At 70.0% G+C, this 18,232-nt stretch carries 15 protein-coding genes; 9 read left to right on the top strand and 6 right to left on the bottom strand.

The window, feature by feature from the left end:
• Positions 1-191 precede the first annotated feature (191 nt).
• Complete coding sequence (locus BS329_RS24495) at positions 192-779, top strand: D-alanyl-D-alanine carboxypeptidase family protein (protein WP_076163598.1); 588 nt, start codon at positions 192-194, stop codon at positions 777-779.
• A 75-nt stretch (positions 780-854) separates the two neighbouring features.
• On the opposite strand, the gene bla is transcribed toward BS329_RS24495, so the two are convergent.
• Complete coding sequence (gene bla, locus BS329_RS24490) at positions 855-1,772, bottom strand: class A beta-lactamase (RefSeq protein ID WP_076163597.1); 918 nt, start codon at positions 1,770-1,772, stop codon at positions 855-857.
• A 186-nt stretch (positions 1,773-1,958) separates the two neighbouring features.
• Here bla and BS329_RS24485 point away from each other — a divergent pair, with 186 nt between their 5' ends.
• A complete protein-coding gene (locus BS329_RS24485) occupies positions 1,959-3,200 on the top strand; it encodes a thiolase family protein (protein ID WP_076163596.1) in 1,242 nt (413 codons plus the stop codon).
• Positions 3,200-5,311: a 3-hydroxyacyl-CoA dehydrogenase NAD-binding domain-containing protein gene (locus BS329_RS24480; protein ID WP_076163595.1), complete on the top strand. Its 2,112-nt coding sequence runs from the start codon at positions 3,200-3,202 to the stop codon at positions 5,309-5,311. Before BS329_RS24485 ends, BS329_RS24480 begins: the two co-directional genes overlap by 1 nt.
• Positions 5,312-5,467: 156 nt before the next feature.
• Here the strand turns inward: BS329_RS24480 and BS329_RS24475 are convergent, their stop codons facing one another.
• Positions 5,468-5,929 (bottom strand): permease-like cell division protein FtsX, encoded by a 462-nt coding sequence (locus tag BS329_RS24475; protein ID WP_143253182.1) that lies wholly within the window; start codon positions 5,927-5,929, stop codon positions 5,468-5,470.
• Between the two features lie 156 nt (positions 5,930-6,085).
• Between BS329_RS24475 and BS329_RS24470 the strand changes: the two genes are divergently transcribed.
• Positions 6,086-7,693: a CehA/McbA family metallohydrolase domain-containing protein gene (locus BS329_RS24470; protein ID WP_076163784.1), complete on the top strand. Its 1,608-nt coding sequence runs from the start codon at positions 6,086-6,088 to the stop codon at positions 7,691-7,693.
• 86 nt (positions 7,694-7,779) lie between these two features.
• Positions 7,780-8,100: an alpha/beta hydrolase fold domain-containing protein gene (locus tag BS329_RS41990; protein WP_244197277.1), complete on the top strand. Its 321-nt coding sequence runs from the start codon at positions 7,780-7,782 to the stop codon at positions 8,098-8,100.
• 16 nt (positions 8,101-8,116) lie between these two features.
• Here BS329_RS41990 and BS329_RS24460 read toward each other — a convergent pair whose 3' ends face one another.
• From BS329_RS24460 to BS329_RS24445, 4 genes are all read right to left on the bottom strand, one after another.
• Positions 8,117-8,941 (bottom strand): aldo/keto reductase, encoded by an 825-nt coding sequence (locus BS329_RS24460; protein ID WP_076163592.1) that lies wholly within the window; start codon positions 8,939-8,941, stop codon positions 8,117-8,119.
• A gap of 26 nt (positions 8,942-8,967) precedes the next feature.
• Entirely contained in the window at positions 8,968-10,086 is a 1,119-nt protein-coding gene (locus BS329_RS24455) for a sensor histidine kinase (protein WP_076163591.1), read from the bottom strand.
• Positions 10,083-10,760 carry a response regulator transcription factor gene (locus tag BS329_RS24450; protein WP_076163590.1) on the bottom strand — a complete coding sequence of 226 codons (678 nt, stop codon included), beginning with the start codon at positions 10,758-10,760 and terminating at the stop codon, positions 10,083-10,085. Before BS329_RS24450 ends, BS329_RS24455 begins: the two co-directional genes overlap by 4 nt.
• A gap of 376 nt (positions 10,761-11,136) precedes the next feature.
• Positions 11,137-12,621: a PucR family transcriptional regulator gene (locus BS329_RS24445; protein ID WP_208619268.1), complete on the bottom strand. Its 1,485-nt coding sequence runs from the start codon at positions 12,619-12,621 to the stop codon at positions 11,137-11,139.
• Between the two features lie 111 nt (positions 12,622-12,732).
• Between BS329_RS24445 and BS329_RS24440 the strand changes: the two genes are divergently transcribed.
• The 4 genes from BS329_RS24440 to BS329_RS24425 are packed head-to-tail and all read left to right on the top strand — an operon-like array spanning position 12,733 to position 18,214.
• A complete protein-coding gene (locus tag BS329_RS24440; protein ID WP_076163588.1) occupies positions 12,733-14,184 on the top strand; it encodes a sodium:solute symporter family protein in 1,452 nt (483 codons plus the stop codon).
• Positions 14,185-14,205: 21 nt separating this feature from the next.
• Positions 14,206-15,159, top strand: a complete 954-nt coding sequence (speB, locus tag BS329_RS24435; protein ID WP_076163587.1) for an agmatinase — start codon at positions 14,206-14,208, stop codon at positions 15,157-15,159.
• Positions 15,156-16,811, top strand: a complete 1,656-nt coding sequence (locus tag BS329_RS24430) for a thiamine pyrophosphate-binding protein (protein ID WP_076163586.1) — start codon at positions 15,156-15,158, stop codon at positions 16,809-16,811. Before speB ends, BS329_RS24430 begins: the two co-directional genes overlap by 4 nt.
• Positions 16,808-18,214 carry an aminobutyraldehyde dehydrogenase gene (locus BS329_RS24425; RefSeq protein WP_076163585.1) on the top strand — a complete coding sequence of 469 codons (1,407 nt, stop codon included), beginning with the start codon at positions 16,808-16,810 and terminating at the stop codon, positions 18,212-18,214. The genes BS329_RS24430 and BS329_RS24425 overlap by 4 nt, the downstream gene beginning before the upstream one ends.
• Positions 18,215-18,232 lie beyond the last annotated feature (18 nt).

Raw genomic sequence — 18,232 nt, 5'->3', positions numbered from 1 at the left:
GCGAAACTGCCTGTTCGGTCCAGGTGACGTGAGTGGTAAGTCGCGTTAGGGCGGACCTGGATCGCGTACTTGCCCATGGCCTGCACGAACCCCTGCTCATCAGCGCTTTTCCGGTTTGGTTGGCTTCCGACGGCATTCTGGGAAGAAGGTCACAAACCCTGGCGGCCCACCGGCCGAGAGGTAACTTCGGAGTGGTGCCCACCACAGTGACCTCCAGCCGCAGGACCGTGATCAGCGTCCTCGTGGCGCTCGGGCTCGCCGGGATCGCGATGGTGACGCTGGGCGCCACCGGCGTGGCCGTCAAGCAGGTGAACGGGCAGGCGCTCGCGATCCTCGAAGAGGTCCCTGGGCCCGATGACGGCCCGACGTGCGCCGTCGACAAACGGTATGTCGACGAAGCGACCACCGGGATGCGCCCGGACGTGATCGAGGCGTGGAATGCCCTGCGCGCCAAGGCCAAGGCACAGAACGTCGAGTTGTGCGTGAACGACGGCAAGCGCAGCCGGAGCCAGCAGCAACGCGAGTTCGACAAGGCCGTCGAGCGGTTCGGCTCGGTGGAGCAGGCCAAGAAGTGGGCACTGCAGCCGGAGACGTCCATGCACGTCAAGGGAATCGCCGTCGACATCCAGCCGCTGAATTCGGCGTCGTGGGTGGACAAGAACGGCGGTGCGCTGGGCTGGTGCCGCCGCTACGACAACGAGAAGTGGCACTTCGAGTACGACCCGGCGTACATCACCGGCGGTTGCCCCGCCCTGCTTCCCAGCGCCACCGGCAACTAGTCCTAGTCGTGCTCGAACGCCGAACTTCCGTGCTGGGACGGCGATCTCGCGTGCTTGAAGGCGGAACTCACCCGATCACGTGAGTGTTTCGACTACGTACTTCGCCGCCTCCGCGAGCAGCGCCTGGTCGTACGGCGCGTCCTTGGCGGCCTTGCTCGACATGATCGCCACGACGATCGGCGCCTTGTCCGGCGGCCACACGACGGCGATGTCGTTCAGCGTGCCGTGCTCGCCGGTGCCGGTCTTGTCGGCCACGGTCCAGCCGGACGGCAGCCCCGCCCGGATCCGCTCGGCGCCGGTGGTGTTGCGCTGGAGCAGGTCGCGGAGGAAGTCGCGTTTGTCGTCCGGCAGCGCGTCGCCCAGCACGATCTTCCGGTAGTCGGTGCCGAACGCCCGCGGTGTCGTGGTGTCACGCGGATCGCCGGGTGTGGCCTCGGTGATCGCCGGTTCGAGCCGGTCCATCTGTGTCACGGTGTCGCCGAGGCCGCGCGCGAAGGCCGTCAGCTCCGCGGGGCCGCCGAGGTCGCGCAGCAGCAGGTTGCCCGCCGTGCCGTCGCTGAACCGGACGGCGGCGTCGCACAGCTGGCGGATCGTCATCCCGGTGGACACGTGCTGCCCGGTGATCGGGGCGTGCTTCATCAGCTCGTCCCGCGAATACCGGACCCGGGTTTCCAGATGCGACAACGGATTGCGGTGCAGGACGGCGGCCGCCGCGACACCTTTGAACGTCGAGCAGAACGCGAAGCGCTCGTCCGCGCGGTGTTCGACCGTGCCGCCGCCCTCGGTGTCGAGCGCGTACACGCCGAGCCTGGCGTCGAACTTCTTCTCCAGCTCCATCAGCCGGTCGTGGAACTGCCGGGTGGCAGGAGACGGGGGCAGCGGAGGGGGCGGCGGCGGCGCGGGCGGCGTTCCGCGGGTGCACGCCGCCAGCGGCACGAGGACAGCCATCCCCAGCAGCACACGGCGGGTGACGGCCTGCCCCGGCGAGTTCATCGTGATCCCTCCCCCTGATCACTTCGAACATAGCAACTTCCCCACCGGCCCCGGATCGGCCAAGCGGCCGACCCGGGCGCACCCGGGAGTGTGCCTTCCCCCACCCGACCGGGCCACCATCCTGGTTACCGATGGGTAACCAGGGCTAGGGTTCGGTCAGGACTACCTCTACTTCAGGAGCATTTCGTGGCCGCAGGAGCACCACCGCTCGCGCCGAACGCGCGGTCGGTACGCAATGTCGCCTTCGTAGAAGGGGTGCGAACGCCCTTCGGCAAGGCAGGCGAGAAGGGCATGTACGCCGGCACCCGTGCCGACGACCTCGTCGTCAACGCCATCCGTGAACTGCTGCGGCGGCATCCCGAACTGCCGCCCGAGCGCGTCGACGAGGTGGCGATCGCCGCCACCACCCAGATCGGGGACCAGGGCCTGACCATCGGCCGCACCGCCGCACTGCTGGCGGGCCTGCCGAAGTCCGTGCCCGGTTTCGCGCTGGACCGCATGTGCGCGGGCGCGATGACCGCGGTCACCACCACCGCGAGCGGCATCGGCTTCGGCGCATACGACATCGCCATCGCCGGGGGCGTCGAGCATATGGGCCGCCACCCGATGGGCGAGGGTGTCGACCCGAACCCGCGCATCATCGCCGACAAGCTCGTCGACCCGACGGCGCTCGTGATGGGCCAGACCGCGGAGAACCTGCACGACCGGTTCCCGGCGATCACCAAACAGCGCACCGACGCCTTCGCCGCACGCAGCCAGGAGAAGTACGCCGAGGCCGTCAAGACCGGCAAGATCGGGCCCGAGCTGGTCCCGGTCGCCACCCGTTCGAAGGAACTCGGGTGGGGTCTCGCGACCGAGGACGAGCCGCCGCGCCCGGGCACCACGCTCGAGACGCTCGCCGGACTGAAGACGCCGTTCCGCCCGCACGGCCGGATCACCGCGGGCAACGCGGCCGGTCTCAACGACGGCGCCACCGCGGCACTGCTCGCCGACGAGGACACCGCCCGCGAACTCGGCCTGCCGATCGGCATGCGGCTCGTCGGCTACTCCTTCGCCGGTGTCGAGCCGGAGGTCATGGGCATCGGCCCGGTGCCCGCCACCGAGAAGCTGTTCAAGCGCACCGGCCTGTCGATCGGCGACATCGGCCTGTTCGAGATCAACGAGGCGTTCGCCGTCCAGGTGCTCGCGTTCCTCGACCACTTCGGCATCGCCGACGACGACCCGCGGGTCAACCAGTGGGGCGGCGCGATCGCCTGTGGTCACCCGCTCGCGTCGTCCGGTGTCCGGCTGATGACGCAGCTTTCGCGTCAGTTCGCCGAGCGCCCCGACGTGCGCTACGGCCTGACCACCATGTGCATCGGCATCGGCATGGGCGGCACCGTGATCTGGGAGAACCCGGCCTACAACGGCTCTGAGGGGGCGAAGTAATGACTTTCACCGCTGAACAGGCGAAAGCCGCCTTCCCCGACGAGGTCGTCACGAACGCGGTCACGCGTCTGGTGAAGGTGCCCGGCCTCGACAAGCCGGTCGCGCTGATCACCTTGGACAACGGCCACGACCACACCCGGCCGAACACCTTCGGCCCACAGGGCCTGGTGAGCCTCAACGCCGCGATCGACACCGCCTTCGCGGCCGAGCCCGCCGCGATCGCGGTCACCGGCAAGCCGTTCATCTTCGCCGTCGGCGCCGACCTTTCCGGCGTCGAAGCGGTCGCGGATCCGGCGCTGGCACGGGAAATCGCGCAGACCGGGCACGACGTGTTCCGGCGCCTCACCGAGACCGAGGTCCCGACCTTCGGCTTCGTCAACGGCGCGGTGATGGGCGGCGGGCTCGAACTCGCGCTCTCCTGCCACTACCGCACGCTGTCGGAGAACACCGCCGCGATCGCGTTCCCCGAGGTCTTCCTCGGCCTGTTCCCGGGCTGGGGCGGCACGCAGCTGCTGCCGAACTTGATCGGGCCGGACGCCGCGGTCACCGTGATCATCGAGAACGCCTTGGCGCAGAACAAGATGCTGAAGGTCGCGCAAGCGGCGGAACTCGGCATCGTCGACGAGGTCTTCGGCTCGGCCGACTACCTGGAGCAGTCGCTGCTGTGGCTGGCGAAGGTCGTCAACGGCGAGATCACCCCGGCGCGCCGCGAGATCGACCGCGGTGCCGGATGGGACGCCGCGATCGGCCGCGCCAAGGCCATCGTGGACGGACGCACCAAGGGCGCCTCCCCTGGCGCGACCAAGGCTGTCGAGCTGCTGGAGCTGGCCCGGGAGAGCGACCTCGACCGCGGTTACGCCGCCGAGACCGACGGCCTCGCCGAACTGCTCATGGACGACACGCTGCGTGCCGGGCTGTACTCGTTCAACCTGGTCAACAAGCGCGCGAAGCGGCCGGCCGGCGCACCGGACAAGTCGTTGGCGCGCAAGGTGAACAAGGTCGGCATCGTCGGCGCGGGCCTGATGGCCAGCCAGATGGCGCTGCTGTTCGTGCGCCGTCTCAAGGTGCCGGTGGTGCTCACCGACGTCGACCAGGAACGGGTCGACAAGGGGGTGTCCTATGTGCACGGTGAGATCGACAAGCTGCTGGCCAAGAAGCGGGTTTCGCCGGACGGTGCGAACCGGCTGAAGGCGCTCGTCTCCGGCTCGCTCGACAAGTCCGCCTTCGCCGACGCCGACTTCGTGATCGAGGCGGTGTTCGAGGAACTGGGAGTCAAGCAGCAGGTCTTCGCCGATCTGGAGCAGTACGTCTCTCCCGAGGCGATCTTGGCGACGAACACCTCGTCGCTGTCGATCACCGCGATGGCGTCGCGGCTCAAGCATCCGGAGCGCGTGGTCGGGTTCCACTTCTTCAACCCGGTCGCGGTGATGCCGCTGCTGGAGATCGTCCGCGCGGAGAAGACCGACGACGCCGCCCTCGCCACCGCGTTCGCGCTCGGCAAGCAGCTCAAGAAGTCGAGCGTGCTGGTCAAGGACGCGTCCGCGTTCGTGGTCAACCGGTTGCTGCTGCGGTTCCTCGGCGAGGTGCTGGTGACCGTCGACGAGGGAACGCCGTTCGAGGTCGCCGACAAGGCGCTGGAACCGCTCGGCCTGCCGATGACCCCGCTGACGCTGATGCAACTGGTCGGCCCGGCGATCGCCTTGCATGTCGGGGAAACCCTGCACGAGGCGTTCCCGGACCGGTTCACCGTCAGCGAGAACCTCGACCGCTTCGTCAAGGCGGGCAAGAAGGGCGTCTGGCAGTGGGACGCTCACGGCAACGCCACCGTCGACCCCGAGGTGGACGCGCTCTGGCAGCGCGGCGACTCCCCGTCGACGTCCGAGCAGGTGCGTGACCGCGCGCTGGCCGCGATCGCCGAGGAGGTCCGGATCATGCTCGACGAGGGCGTGGTCGCCGAGGCGCAGGACATCGACCTGTGCCTGATCCTCGGGGCGGGCTGGCCGTTCTGGCTGGGCGGCATCACGCCGTACCTGGACCGGGCCGGGGTGTCCGAGAAGGTCAACGGCAAGCCGTTCCTGGCGCCGGGTGTGGCGAGCGTTCCGCTCTCCTGATCTCTGCTCAAAGGCCACCGTCGGCGATCTTCTGATCGCCGACGGTGGTTTTTTGCGTTTTTCGCAGAGTTTGTGGCAATCAGCTACGTTTTCGTGAAATCCTGTGCCTGCACGGGAAAGCTCGTCTCCCCGGCCATCCTCCGGGGAGGCGGGCGGTCAGCGTTCCCCGGAAGGCGGGCAGGGCGGGGGTGTGACCTTCATCCGCGCGGCGATCGGCGCGGGGTCGAGCACGTCGACCTTCTCCGCTTCGGGGAACCGCTGCCGCAGGTCTGCCGCCCACGCTTCGGGGTCGGTCCCGGCGACGGGCACGAGGTGCACGACCGCCGGGAGGGAGTCCGGGCTCGTCTGCCCCAGCAACTCCGGCCTGTTCGCGAACATCTCCTTGAACCGCTCGTAGGCCTGCTGCTTGGTCTCGGTCAGCACGCGACGCGCTTTCGGGTCCTCCCGGAGCTTTTCCGCGGTGGCGGTCAGGTCCTGGTCGGTTTCGACGTACATGACCAACTCGATCCCGCAGAGTTCACGTTCGCCGAGCGCGGCGGGCGCGGTGTCCCGGGGCTGCGCCACGAGAGCGGCGGGCCCCGCGCCGAGCACCACGACGGCCGTGATCACGGCGGCCACGACGATGAGTAAGGCGACCGCGCCGAGCACCCAGAGCGATCGACGCGACGCTCTGGGTCCGCTTCCTTCGTCTTCCACAGGGACAATCATCACACGGCGCCGTTCGTTGGCCGCTCGGACACATCCCGTTCAGCGAGGCTCTTTAGCGTGCCGCCGGTGAACAGCGAAAAACCCGGCGTCGACCGCCGCGGGTTCCTCAAGCGCGCGGGCCTCGTCTCCGCGGCGGCCGCGGGTGCCCCCCTCGCCGCCGCCACCCCGGCGGATGCCCTCGATCTGAACCTCGGCATCGACGTCGGCCTCCTCTTCGGCCGGGACCGCTACCGGTGGCTGGTCGGCGATCACCACATCCACACCCAGTACTCCTACGACGCGATGTACACAGTGGACGGAATCGCCGACGGCGCCCGCCGTCACGGGGCGGACTGGGCGGTGATCACCGATCACGGCCACGCCACGCACGAGAAGTCTTCGGTGGAGCGGACGAACGCCGCCGTCCGGGCGGCGCAGCGCGCGCATCCCGATCTCCTGTTGTGGCAAGGGATGGAGTGGAACGTGCCGGGCGCCGAGCACGCGACGCTGTTCTTCCAGGCCGGCGCGAACCAGGCCGCGAAACTGCGTGAGTTCGAGCGCGCCTTCGACTGGCGGCTGACCGGGACCGAACCGGGTACCCCGGACAACGAGGCACTGGCCGTCAAGGCGATCCGCTGGCTCGCCACCGAAGAACGCGCGCGGCGGATCCACGCGCCGGTGGTGGTGATCAACCACCCGCTGCGCAACGGCCGGATCGCCCCGCACGAGATCCGCGCGCTGCGCGACGCCGCACCCGGCATCGTGATCGGCATGGAGGGCGCGCCCGGCGCGCAGGCCGACGGCTTCCCCAAACCGCTCGGAAGCGGCGGTGGCGCACGCGGCGGGTACGGCAACTCCCCCGGTTCGAACTCGTGGCCGGGCTTCCCCGAGTCGGCGTACCGCACTTACGGCGGATTCGACTGGAGCACCGCGACCGTCGGCGGGCTCTGGGATTCCCTGCTGGCCGAAGGAAAGCCGTGGTGGATCACCAGCAACTCCGACTCGCACTACAACCGCGGCGACACCCTCGTCCGGCCGGGCGTCCCGGACGGCTATTACGACGAGCACGGCGGCTACCCGGACCCGATCGACACCGGCGTCCCGCAGACTCTGCCGCCGTACGCGGACTTCGCACCCGCCGAGTTCAGCCGCACGGTCGTCGGCGTGACCCGCCGGAGCCACGAAGGTGTGCTCGAAGGCCTGCGCGCGGGACGCGTCTGGGTGGTGCACGGCGGGCTCGCGCAGGAACTGGAGTTCGGCGCGTACAGCGGCTGGAGCTCGGCGACGATGGGCGGCAGGCTGCGGGTCCGGCCCGGATCCGACGTCACGGTCGTCGTCTCGGCGAAACTGGCGGCGCGGCCCAACGGCGGCGGCACGATCCCCCGGCTCGCGCGGCTCGACCTCGTCTCGGGACCGGTCACCGGCCCCGCCGCCGACCGCGACACCCAGACGGCGCCGGGTACCCGCGTGGTGCGTTCCTTCGAACCGCGGTGGGCTCCGGGGCGGACGGTCGCCTTCCGGCACACCTTCCGCAATGTGCGCGAATCGTTCTTCGTGCGCACGCGCGGCACGGACGGCAAGAAGCACGTGCCCGGCGGGATCGAGCCGAACGCGGACGTGATCGGGCAGTCGAATCCGTTCGAAGACCTCTGGCTCTACGGGAATCCGATCTTCGTGGACGTCCGCCGGGCGTAGGGTTCCGCCATGTTTTTCACTGGGCAGGCGACTGCTCGTGGAGCTGAACCAGCGGGGAACCGGCAGGCGCGGGGATCGGCGGGAACGTGCGCAGTGCCGACCACCTGTTCACCGGCCCGTGCTTGGTACCGCGACCGCTACCTCTCGGACGCGACCCGCGAGCTTCGGTGCTGTACGACGAGGTCGCGGGCCTGCCGGCGTCCTACATCGCGACGTCGGGCTTCGACCCGCTGCGCGACGAAGGCGAGGCCTACGCGCGAAAACCGGCCGACGCCGGGGTGCCGGTGATCCTCCGGCGGCACCCCGGCAGCTGCACGGGTTCGCCAGCCGGGTCGGAGTCGATCCGTCGGCGCGGCAGGCACTCCTGCACGCGGCGGGCGTGCCTGGCGTCGACGAACCGCAACTAGAGGACTACTTGCGGGCTCACGCGCCCAGCTTGTCCGGGTCCGGCCCCAGGCGTTTGCCCTGCTCCAGGGTCGCGATCGCGGCGCCGTCGTGCGCGTCGAGCGCGAAGTCGAAGACGTCCATGTTCTCCTCGATCCGTTCCGGCGTGACGGACTTCGGGATCACCAGGTGGTCCATCTCGATGTGCCAGCGCAGCACGACCTGCGCCGGGGTCTTGCCGTGTTTCCGCGCGATGGTGGTGATCTTCTGGTCGGCGAGCAGGTCCCCGCCACGCGCCAGCGGGCCCCACGCCTCGGTGACGATCTCGTGCTTCTCGTGGAAGTCCCGGAGCAGCGGCTGCTGAAGCCACGGGTGGCACTCGATCTGGTTCACCGCCGGGACGGTGCCGGTCTCCTCGATCAGCCGCTCCAGATGCGGGATCTGGAAGTTCGAGACCCCGATCGCCTTCGCCCGGCCGTCGGAGGCGATCTTTTCCAGCGCCCGCCACGTCTCCACGTACTTGTCCTGCGACGGCAGCGGCCAGTGGATCAGGTACAGGTCGACATACTCGAGACCGAGTTCGCTCAGGCTCGTGTCGAAGGCACGCAACGCCGAGTCGTAGCCGTGTTCGGTGTTCCACAGTTTCGTGGTGACGAACAGTTCCTCGCGGGGCAGCCCGCTGGAGCGGACGGCCTCGCCGACACCGCGTTCGTTGGCGTACAAGGTAGCCGTGTCGATCGCGCGGTAGCCCGCCTCGATGGCGCCGCGGACCACGCCCGTGACCTCGTCGTCGCCGATCTTGTACACCCCGAACCCGAGCTGGGGCAGGGACGTTCCGTTGTTCAGCCGTATGCTGGGGACCATCCTCGAACAGTAACCCCGGCGGCGGGTCAGGGCAGAGCGGGCAGGTGGACGGTCACCGAAAGACCGCCGCCCACAACGGGTTCCGCGGAGACCATGCCGCCGTGAGCCTGGACGGCGGCCCGCACGATCGAGAGCCCCAGCCCCGCCCCGGTGCGGGCGGTCCTGGCGACACCGGCGCGGCGGAACGGCTCGAACAGTTCGGGGACCGCGGCCGGGTCGAGCAGGCCACCGGACGACCGCACCCGCAGCACCGACCACTGTGGACCGGCCTGGGTGACGACGTCCAGCCAGCCACCGTCGACGTTGTGCCGCACGGCGTTTTCCAGCAGATTGCCCGCGATGCGTTCCAGCAGCGCCGGATCGCCGAACGTCGCCGCGCCCGGGGTCGCGAATTCGGTGCGGATACCGCGTTTCTCGGCGTCGGCCCGCACCGCGCGCCACGCGCTCGCGACGATCACCGCGAGGTCGACCGGTTCCCTGGCCACCAGTCCAGCGCCGTCCGTGCGCGCGAGCAGCAGCAGCGAGCCGACCAGCCGTTCCGCCCGTTCGGTCGCGTCGCGGACCACGCCCGCCATCCGCCGCAGTTCGGCTTCGTCGGCGTGCTCGTCGGCAAGGGTGACGTCGAGTTCGGTGCGGATGACCGCGAGCGGCGTCCGCAGTTCGTGGCTGGCGTTCGCGACGAAATGCCGTTGGGCGTCGAACGCGGCTTGCAGCCTGTCGAGCATGTCGTCGAAGGTCTCGGCCAGTTCGGCGAGTTCGTCCTTGGTGCGGACCTCGCCGATCCGCTCCCCCATCGATTCGATCGACAGCCGCCGCGCAGTCCCGGTAATCTCACGCAGCGGCCGCAGCACCCGCGCGGTGAACGTCCACGCGAGGATCCCCGCCGCCAGCACGACGAAACAGAACGCGACCGCGCCGAACAGCAGCACCCGGTTCCGGGCGTACACCCGCAGATGCTCGGTGACGGCGGACGCGTCGACATCGACGCCGTCGACCCGCACCGTGGTGCCCGGCGGCAGTTGCGGGACGGCGGAAACGGCGTCGCCGACCAGGTTCCAGGTCAGCCAGAGCAACAGGAGGCTGACCAGTGCCACCAGCCCGGTCGCGAGCAGCGTGACCCGCGCACGCAGGCTGCGGGCGTTCACCCGCGTGGAGTCCCCTGCTCCGGCACCCGGTAGCCGGAGCCGACGACGGTTTCGATGATCCCCGGCTCGCCGAGCTTCTTCCGCAGGGTCATCACGGTGACCCGGACGGTGGTGGTGAACGGGTCGGCGTTCTCGTCCCACACGCGTTCGAGGAGTTCCTCGCTGCTGACCACCGAACCGGCGGCCGACAGCAGCACCTCCAGTACGCCGAACTCCTTGCGGGTCAGCTCGACCGGGCCGCTCGCACGGCGGACGGTCCGCCTAGCCGGATCCAGCTCGACGTCGCCCGAAGTCAGCAGCGGCGGCGCGGCCGGAGTCGCCCGGCGGCCCAGCGCCCGCACCCGCGCGACGAGTTCGGGGAACGCGAACGGCTTGGCGAGATAGTCGTCGGCGCCGAGGGAAAGCCCGTCCACGCGATCCGAAACGGAACTGCTCGCGGTGAGCATGAGCACGCGCGTCAATTCGCCGGACGCGACGATCTCGCGGCACAAATCGTCACCGGACATCCCGGGCAGGTCGCGGTCGAGCAGCACCACGTCGTACCGGGTGACGGCGGCCTTTTCGTGCCCGTCGTCCCCGGTGAGCGCGATGTCCACCGCCATCCCCTCGCGCCGCAGTCCGCGTGCGATCGCGTCGGCGAGGGGTTCTTCGTCTTCGACTACCAGAATCCGCACGACCCTACGTTGCCATAGGTTCCTGAGAGTGACCTTATCGGAGTATCGCGGCGGTACAGCTGGTCGTGAGTGCCGGATCACGCAACCGCCTGGCTTGCACGAGGGGTGACGGCTCAGCGAGTGCTGGAGTGTGACGATGTGGGAATCGGGACGTTGAGTGTCCCGATTCCCACATCGTCGAAGGGGTCCCTCCGGTCTCGGTCCTTGATCAACGGAGGATCGGGGACGTTGAGGATCCCCGATCAGCCCAGACCATCCCCAGCACCCGTCGAGCGGGGAAGATTCCGGACGCTCAACGTCCGGAATCTTCCCCGCTCACCCACATCAGCATCCAGTGGGTAGGCAAATACAGGCCCGCCAAGACCCGAAACGCCACTCACGCCCAGCGCAGGGCGAACCACAGCCGCATCCGGATCTCCGGATCCGCCAGGTCCACTTCCAGCGCCCGTTCGATCTGCCCGATCCGGTGCCGGACGCTGTTGCGGTGCACGCCCAGTTCGGCGGCCGTCCGGTCCCAGCCGCCGTGGTGCGCGAGCCAGGTCCGCAGCGTCTCGACCAGTTCGCGGTCGCCTTTCCGGTCGAGTTCGCGCAGCGGCGCCAAGGCGTTGGCGGCGAACCCGGCCGCCGCGCCCGGGGTGATCAGCGCGTCCAGCCCGAGCCCTGACGCCTCCGCCACCACCGGCCGCTCCAGCGCGGCGGCCCGCCGCAGCAGCAGTTCGACTTCGGTGACGGCCTCGGGAAGGCGATCGGGTGGCACGGGCGAACTCACCACCGCGAGCCAGCCGTCGGCGCGGAGCCGGTCGAGGTCGCCGATCTCCGGTGCCTCGCCGACGATCGCGTCGAACCGCGGGCCCGGCCGCAGGCGCACGAGCGGGGTGTCGAGCCGGGCGCGCAGCCAGTCGTAGCGCGCGGCGGCCTCGGTGGGGCCGCGGCGGTAGGCGATCCCGGCGACCAGGCGGCGTTCGTCCACGCCGACCACGTCGGTCTCCCCCAGCAGCAACGCGGTGGCGGCGGCGCCCAGTCCGGCCGCGTCCGAACCCGCGCGGCCCGCCAGCCCGAGCAGCGCCGCCCCGACCGACAGGATCGCGCGGTCGGCGCCGTCGAACCGCTCGACGCGGCCGACCACGACCAGATGCGACGCCGTCGCCTGCGGGTACACCGGTTGTGCGACGACGTGCGTGCCGTCGGCCAGTTCCGTCGTCGCGCTGCGGATCCCCCGGCCCGCCCGCAGCGTGGCGACCAGTTCCCGGACCTCGGCCGGCAGCGGCGAGGGCGTGCCGTGATCGGCGGCGAGGACGTCGCCGACGCCGACCAGCGCCACCCACGCCCGCAGCCGTACGGCCAGCGCGCTCGTCAGTTCACCGAGCCCGTCACCGGCCGCCCTGGTCAGCGCCTCGCGCGCGACCGCGATCCGCCGCTGTTCCCGCTGTCCCGCCTCGGCCAGCGCGACCGACACCGCCCGGCTGATCGCCAGGAACGGCGTCCTCGGCTGGACGGTCAGCAACGGGAGGCCGTGCCGGGCGCACGCCGCCCGCAGCGGCGGCGGCAGCGTTTCGTGGGCGCCGGGGGTGAGCCCGAACCCCAGCGCGGAGATCCCGCTGTCGGCCAGCCGCCGGACGTAGCGGTCGATCTCGGACGGCTCCACCGGCAGGTTCACCCCGGCGGTGAGCAGCAGCTCCGCCCCGAGCAGGTACGGCGCGGGATCCCGGAGTTCGCTAACGTGCGCCCAGCGCACCGGGGCGTCGAGCGCGCCGGGGCGCAGCGTCTCCCCGACCGGGTCGAGTGCCAGTTCCGGGTTGCCGACCACGGCCCGTAACGGGACATTCACATCTGAGTCGAGCGGATCGCGGGTTTGGGCCATTTCATCCTCATTCGTACACAACTTTGGATGGATCATCCCATGTCGTTCAAGGAGCGAACGAACCTACGGTGACCCGAACGAAGCGAACAGCCCCCAGGCAAGGAGGACACCGTGGCCGGTGACTACGCGGTGATCGCGCTGTACATAGCGGGCATGATCGGCGTCGGCTGGTTCGGGCTGCGGCTCGCCAAGACCAAGTCCGACTACCTGGTCGCGGGCCGCCGCCTCGGCTGGTTCATGTACTCGGGCACGATGTCCGCGGTCGTCCTCGGCGGCGCTTCGACGGTCGGCGGGGTGAAGCTCGGCTACACCTACGGTATCTCCGGCGCCTGGCTCGTGATCGCGATCGGCGTCGGCATCCTGGTCCTGCACACGCTGTTCGCACGGCGGCTGGTGAGGCTGCGCGTCTACACCGTCGGCGAGATGCTCGACCTGCGCTACGGCGGCTCCACCAGCGCCATTTCCGGCGTCGTCATGTGGGGCTACACGCTGATGCTGACGGTCACCTCGACGCTGGCGTTCGCCACCATCTTCAAGGTCCTCTTCACCGTCCCGAGCTGGGCCGGGATCGCCATCGGCGGTTCGATCGTGGTGCTCTACTCGGTGCTCGGCGGCATGTGGTCGATCACGCTGACCGACATCGTCCAGTTCGTCGTCAAGACCATCGGCATCCTGTTCATCCTGCTGCCGGTCTCGATCGTCTCGGCGGGTGGTTTCGACGGGATGGCCGCGCGGCTGGACGAGAGCTACTTCGAACTCACCGCCATCGGCGGCGACACGATCTTCACCTACTTCCTCATCTACAGCTTCGGCCTGCTGATCGGGCAGGACATCTGGCAGCGCGTGTTCACCGCCCGCACCCCGGGCATCGCCACCGGCGGTGGCGTCATCTCCGGTGTCTACTGCCTGGTCTACGGCCTCGCCGGCGCGCTGATCGGCACCGCGGCCAAGACGCTCTACCCGACGCTGGCCAGCGCGCAGGACGCGTTCGCCACCATCGTCGAGGACCAACTGCCCGCCGGGGTCCGCGGCCTGGTGCTCGCGGCCGCGCTGTCGGCGATGATGTCGACCGCGAGCGGCGCGCTCATCGCCTGCTCGACGGTGAGCACCTCGGACCTGCTTTCCAAGCTGGGACTGAAGAAGGCCGTCAACGAGGTCACCAGGAACCGTGTCACGACCTTGGTCCTCGGCATCGCCGCGATCGGCATCGCCATGGTCGTGGACGACGTGGTCAACGCGCTGACCATCGCCTACGACATCCTCGTCGGCGGCCTGCTGGTCGCGATCATCGGCGGGCTGGCCTGGAAACGCGGCACCCGGCAGGGCGCGCTCGCGTCGATGGTCGTCGGCACCGTCGTGGTCGTCACGTTCATGTTCGTGGACGGCGTCGAGGCCAACAGCCCGATCTACTGGGGACTCGGCTCCAGCCTGGCGGTGTACCTGCTGGTCAGCTTCCTCACCCCGCGGACGTCGGACGAGATCCTCACCGTGTGGACCCGTCGCCTGAACGGCAGCGCGGTCGCCGAAGAAGAAGAGGCGAAACTCGCCGCTTCGAAGTCCTGAAAACCATCCGAAGGAGACACAGTGCCTGAGCAGACCCCGATCGGACCCGTCGACTCTTCGAGGGTGCCCCGGTTCGCCGGTTTCGCGACCTTCGCGAGGCTGCCGCGGATCGATCAGGTCGAGCATGCCGACGTCGCCGTCGTCGGGGTGCCGTTCGACGCCGGGGTGTCCTACCGTCCCGGCGCGCGGTTCGGTCCCGCGGCGCTCCGTGAGGCCAGCAGGCTCCTTCGCCCGTACCACCCGGAACTCGACGTCTCCCCGTTCGCCGAAACGCAGGTGGTCGACGCCGGTGACATCGCGCTCAACCCGTTCAACATCGGGGAGGCGATCGAAACCCTGCAAGACGAGGCCGAAGCGCTGACCGCGGGCGGGACGCGGCTGGTGACCGTCGGCGGCGACCACACGATCGCACTCCCGCTGCTGCGGGCGGCGGCGAAGAAGCACGGGCCGGTGGCGCTGCTGCACTTCGACGCGCACCTCGACACCTGGGACACCTACTTCGGCGAGCCGTACACCCACGGCACCCCGTTCCGGCGGGCGTCCGAGGAAGGCCTCCTCGACACCGAAGCGCTGTCCCACGTCGGCACGCGCGGCCCGCTGTACGGCAAGCGGGACCTGGAAGAGGACCGCCGCCTCGGATTCGGCATCGTCACCTCCGGCGACGTCATGCGCCGCGGGGTCGCCGAGACCGTCGACGCGCTGCGCCAGCGCATCGGCGGCCGCCCGCTCTACATCTCGGTCGACATCGACGTGCTCGACCCCGCGCACGCGCCGGGCACCGGCACCCCCGAGGCGGGCGGCATGACCAGCCGCGAACTGCTGGAAATCCTGCGTGGCCTGCGGGACTGCAACCTCGTCGGGGCGGATGTGGTGGAACTCGCCCCGGCTTACGATCACGCGGAGATCACCGCCATCGCGGCTTCCCACGTCGCCTACGACCTGGTGAGCCTGCTCAGCTTGGGGAAGGGCGAATGACCAACGCAGAACGGATAGGCGGCGACGTAGTCGTCGAAACCCTCCGCGCGCTCGGCGCCGACACCGTGTTCGGCCTGCCCGGCCAGCACGCGCTCGGCCTGTTCGAAGCGCTGCGGCGCACGGACGACCTGCGCGTCATCAGCTCGCGGGTGGAGAACAACCTGGCGTTCGCGGCCGACGGGCACGCCCGCGCCCGGCTCGCGGCGGACCCCGAGGGCCCGGTCCCGGTGACCCCGATGATCGTGTCGACCGGTCCCGGCGCGCTGCTGACTTTGGCTTCACTGCAGGAATCCCGGGCCGCGTCGGTGCCGGTGCTCGGCATCTCCAGCCAGATCCCGGTCGCCGGGCTCGGCGGCGGACGGCACGGGTACCTGCACGAACTTCCCGACCAGCAGGCCAGTTTCCGTGACGTGGTGAAGTCCGTGCACGTGGTGCGGACCGTCGGCCAGCTCCCGACGGCGTTGCGCGAGGCGTGGGAGTCCGCGTCGACCGCACCGTATGGCCCGGTGTGGGTCGAAATCCCGCAGGACATCCTGCTGGCGCCGGCGGAGCTGCCGCGGATCACCTCGGTGACGGCTCGGCCCGCGCCGCTCGCGCCCTTGCCGGAACTCGTCACCGAGGCCGCGAATCTCCTTGGTGCGGCGAAGAATCCGGTGATCCTCGCCGGTGGCGGCGCACTGCGCTCGGGCGCGCGAGCGGAGCTGAAGGCGCTCGCGGAGGCCTTGCGCGCCCCGGTGCTGTCGACGTTCGGCGGCAAGGGCGTCTTCGGCTGGGACCACGAACTTTCCGGGCAGTCCTGGCTCGAGGACTGGCACAGCACCGAGTTCCTTTCGGCCGCGGATGTCCTGCTGGTGCTGGGTTCCGGGCTCGGCGAGCTGTCCAGCAACTACCGCGAATTCGCCCCGCGCGGCCGGCTGATCCAGGTCGAGGCCGATCTCGGGAAGCTGGAGTCGAACTACCCGGCGCTGGGCATCCACGCCGACGTCCGGCTTGCCCTGCAAGGAGTTCTGGAGCAGGTACCGTTCCGGCAGCCGGACGGCGTCGCCGAAGCGGCTGTCTCGGACCTGCTGGCCAAGGTGCGCGAACGGCTCGACGGCCAGCCACTCGAAGCCGAACGCAAGCTGATCGACGACATCCGCGCGGCGGTACCCGAAGGCACGCAGACGTTCTGGGACATGACGATCGCGGCCTACTGGGCCTGGTCCGCGTGGAACCCCGATGGCGCGCCGATCCACACCGCGCAGGGCGCGGGCGGGCTCGGCTACGGCCTGCCCGGCGCGCTCGGCGGCGCGGCCGCCACCGGTGGCCCGGTGCTCGCGGTGTCCGGCGACGGCGGCGCGATGTACGGCATCGCGGAACTGGCCACCGCGGTCCAGCACGAACTGGACGTCACGTGGCTCGTGATCGACGATGGCGGCTACGGCATCCTTCGCGAATACCTGACCGGCGCCTTCGGGCAGTCCACCGCCACCGAACTCGCGCGACCCGATTTCGCCGCGCTGGCACGCTCTTTCGGCGTCCACGCCACCGTGTCCTCTTTGGACACCGTCGGGAAGGATCTCGCCGACGCGCTGGGCACGCCGGGCCCGTCGGTGGTCGTCGTCCCCGCCCTGCTCAAGATGTTCGAGCCGACCCACCTGGAGAAGAAATGACTCAGGTCCTGAACTTCATCGACGGCGCCGAGGTATCGGCGGCGGGCTCGCGGACGCTCGACCTGGTGGACCCCGCCACCGGCGACGTCTTCGGCACCAGCGTCCTGTCCGAAGAGTCCGATGTGGACGCCGCGCTGGCGGCCGCCGAACGGGCGTTCGAGGTGTGGCGCAAGAGCACACCCGCCCAGCGTCAGCTCGCGCTGCTGAAGATCGCCGACGCCGTCGAGGCCCGCGCGGAGGAGTTCGCCGAGCTGGAAATCCGCGAGACCGGCAAGATCCGGGCCGTCGTGCTGGACGAGGAGATCCCGGAGTGCGTCAGCGCGCTGCGGTTCTTCGCCGGTGCTGCACGGCAGCTCGAAGGCACCGCGTCCGGCGAGTACCTGCCAGGGCACTCCTCGGCGATCCGCCGCGAACCGGTCGGCGTCTGCGCGCAGATCGCGCCGTGGAACTACCCGCTGATGATGGGGGTCTGGAAGATCGCCCCGGCGCTGGCGGCGGGCAACACCGTCGTGCTGAAGCCGGCGGAGACCACGCCGTCGACGGCCGTGCTGCTGGCGAAGGTCGCGGCGGAGTTCCTGCCGCGGGGCGCCTTCAACGTGCTGTGCGGCGACCGCGACACCGGCCGCGCGCTGGTGAAGCACCCGATCACCGAGATGGTGTCCATCACCGGCTCGACCCGTGCGGGCATCGACGTCGCCACCGTCGCGGCGGCCGACCTCAAGCGCACGCACCTGGAACTCGGCGGGAACGCGCCGCTGCTGGTGTTCGGCGACGTGAACCTCGCCGAGACGGCGGAAGGCATCGTCGGCGCGGCGTTCTACAACGCCGGGCAGGACTGCACCGCGGGCAGCCGGGTGCTGGTGGACGCGGCGATCCACGACAAGTTCGTCGCGGAGCTGACCAAGGCCGCCGCGGCGCAGGCGCCCGGCCGGGACTTCGGCCCACTCAACAGCGAGGCGCAGTTCGGCCGGGTCCGCGGCCTCGTCGACCGGCTGCCGTCCCACGCCCGGGTGGAGACCGGCGGCGTCCCCGCCGGTGACCGCGGGTTCTTCTTCTCCCCCACCGTGATCTCGGGTCTGAAGCAGGACGACGAGATCGTTCAGGAGGAGATCTTCGGCCCGGTCATCACCGTTCAGTCCTTTGTGGACGAGGACGAGGCGGTGCGCCTTGCCAACGGCGTCCCCTACGGGCTGGCGTCGTCGATCTGGACCAACGACCTCGGACGCGCGACCCGCGTCTCGGGCGAACTCGACTTCGGCTGCGTCTGGGTCAACACCCACGGGCCGCTGGTCGCGGAAATGCCCCACGGCGGTTTCGGGCACTCCGGCCACGGAAAGGACCTCTCGTCCTACTCCTTCGCCGAGTACACCCGCGTCAAGCACGTCATGACCCGCTTCGCCTGACCGCGTTTCGTCCTCTAG

Origin of the sequence: Amycolatopsis coloradensis, assembly GCF_001953865.1 — a bacterium.
GTDB lineage: Bacteria > Actinomycetota > Actinomycetes > Mycobacteriales > Pseudonocardiaceae > Amycolatopsis > Amycolatopsis coloradensis.
This window is presented reverse-complemented; position numbering and strand designations above follow the sequence as displayed.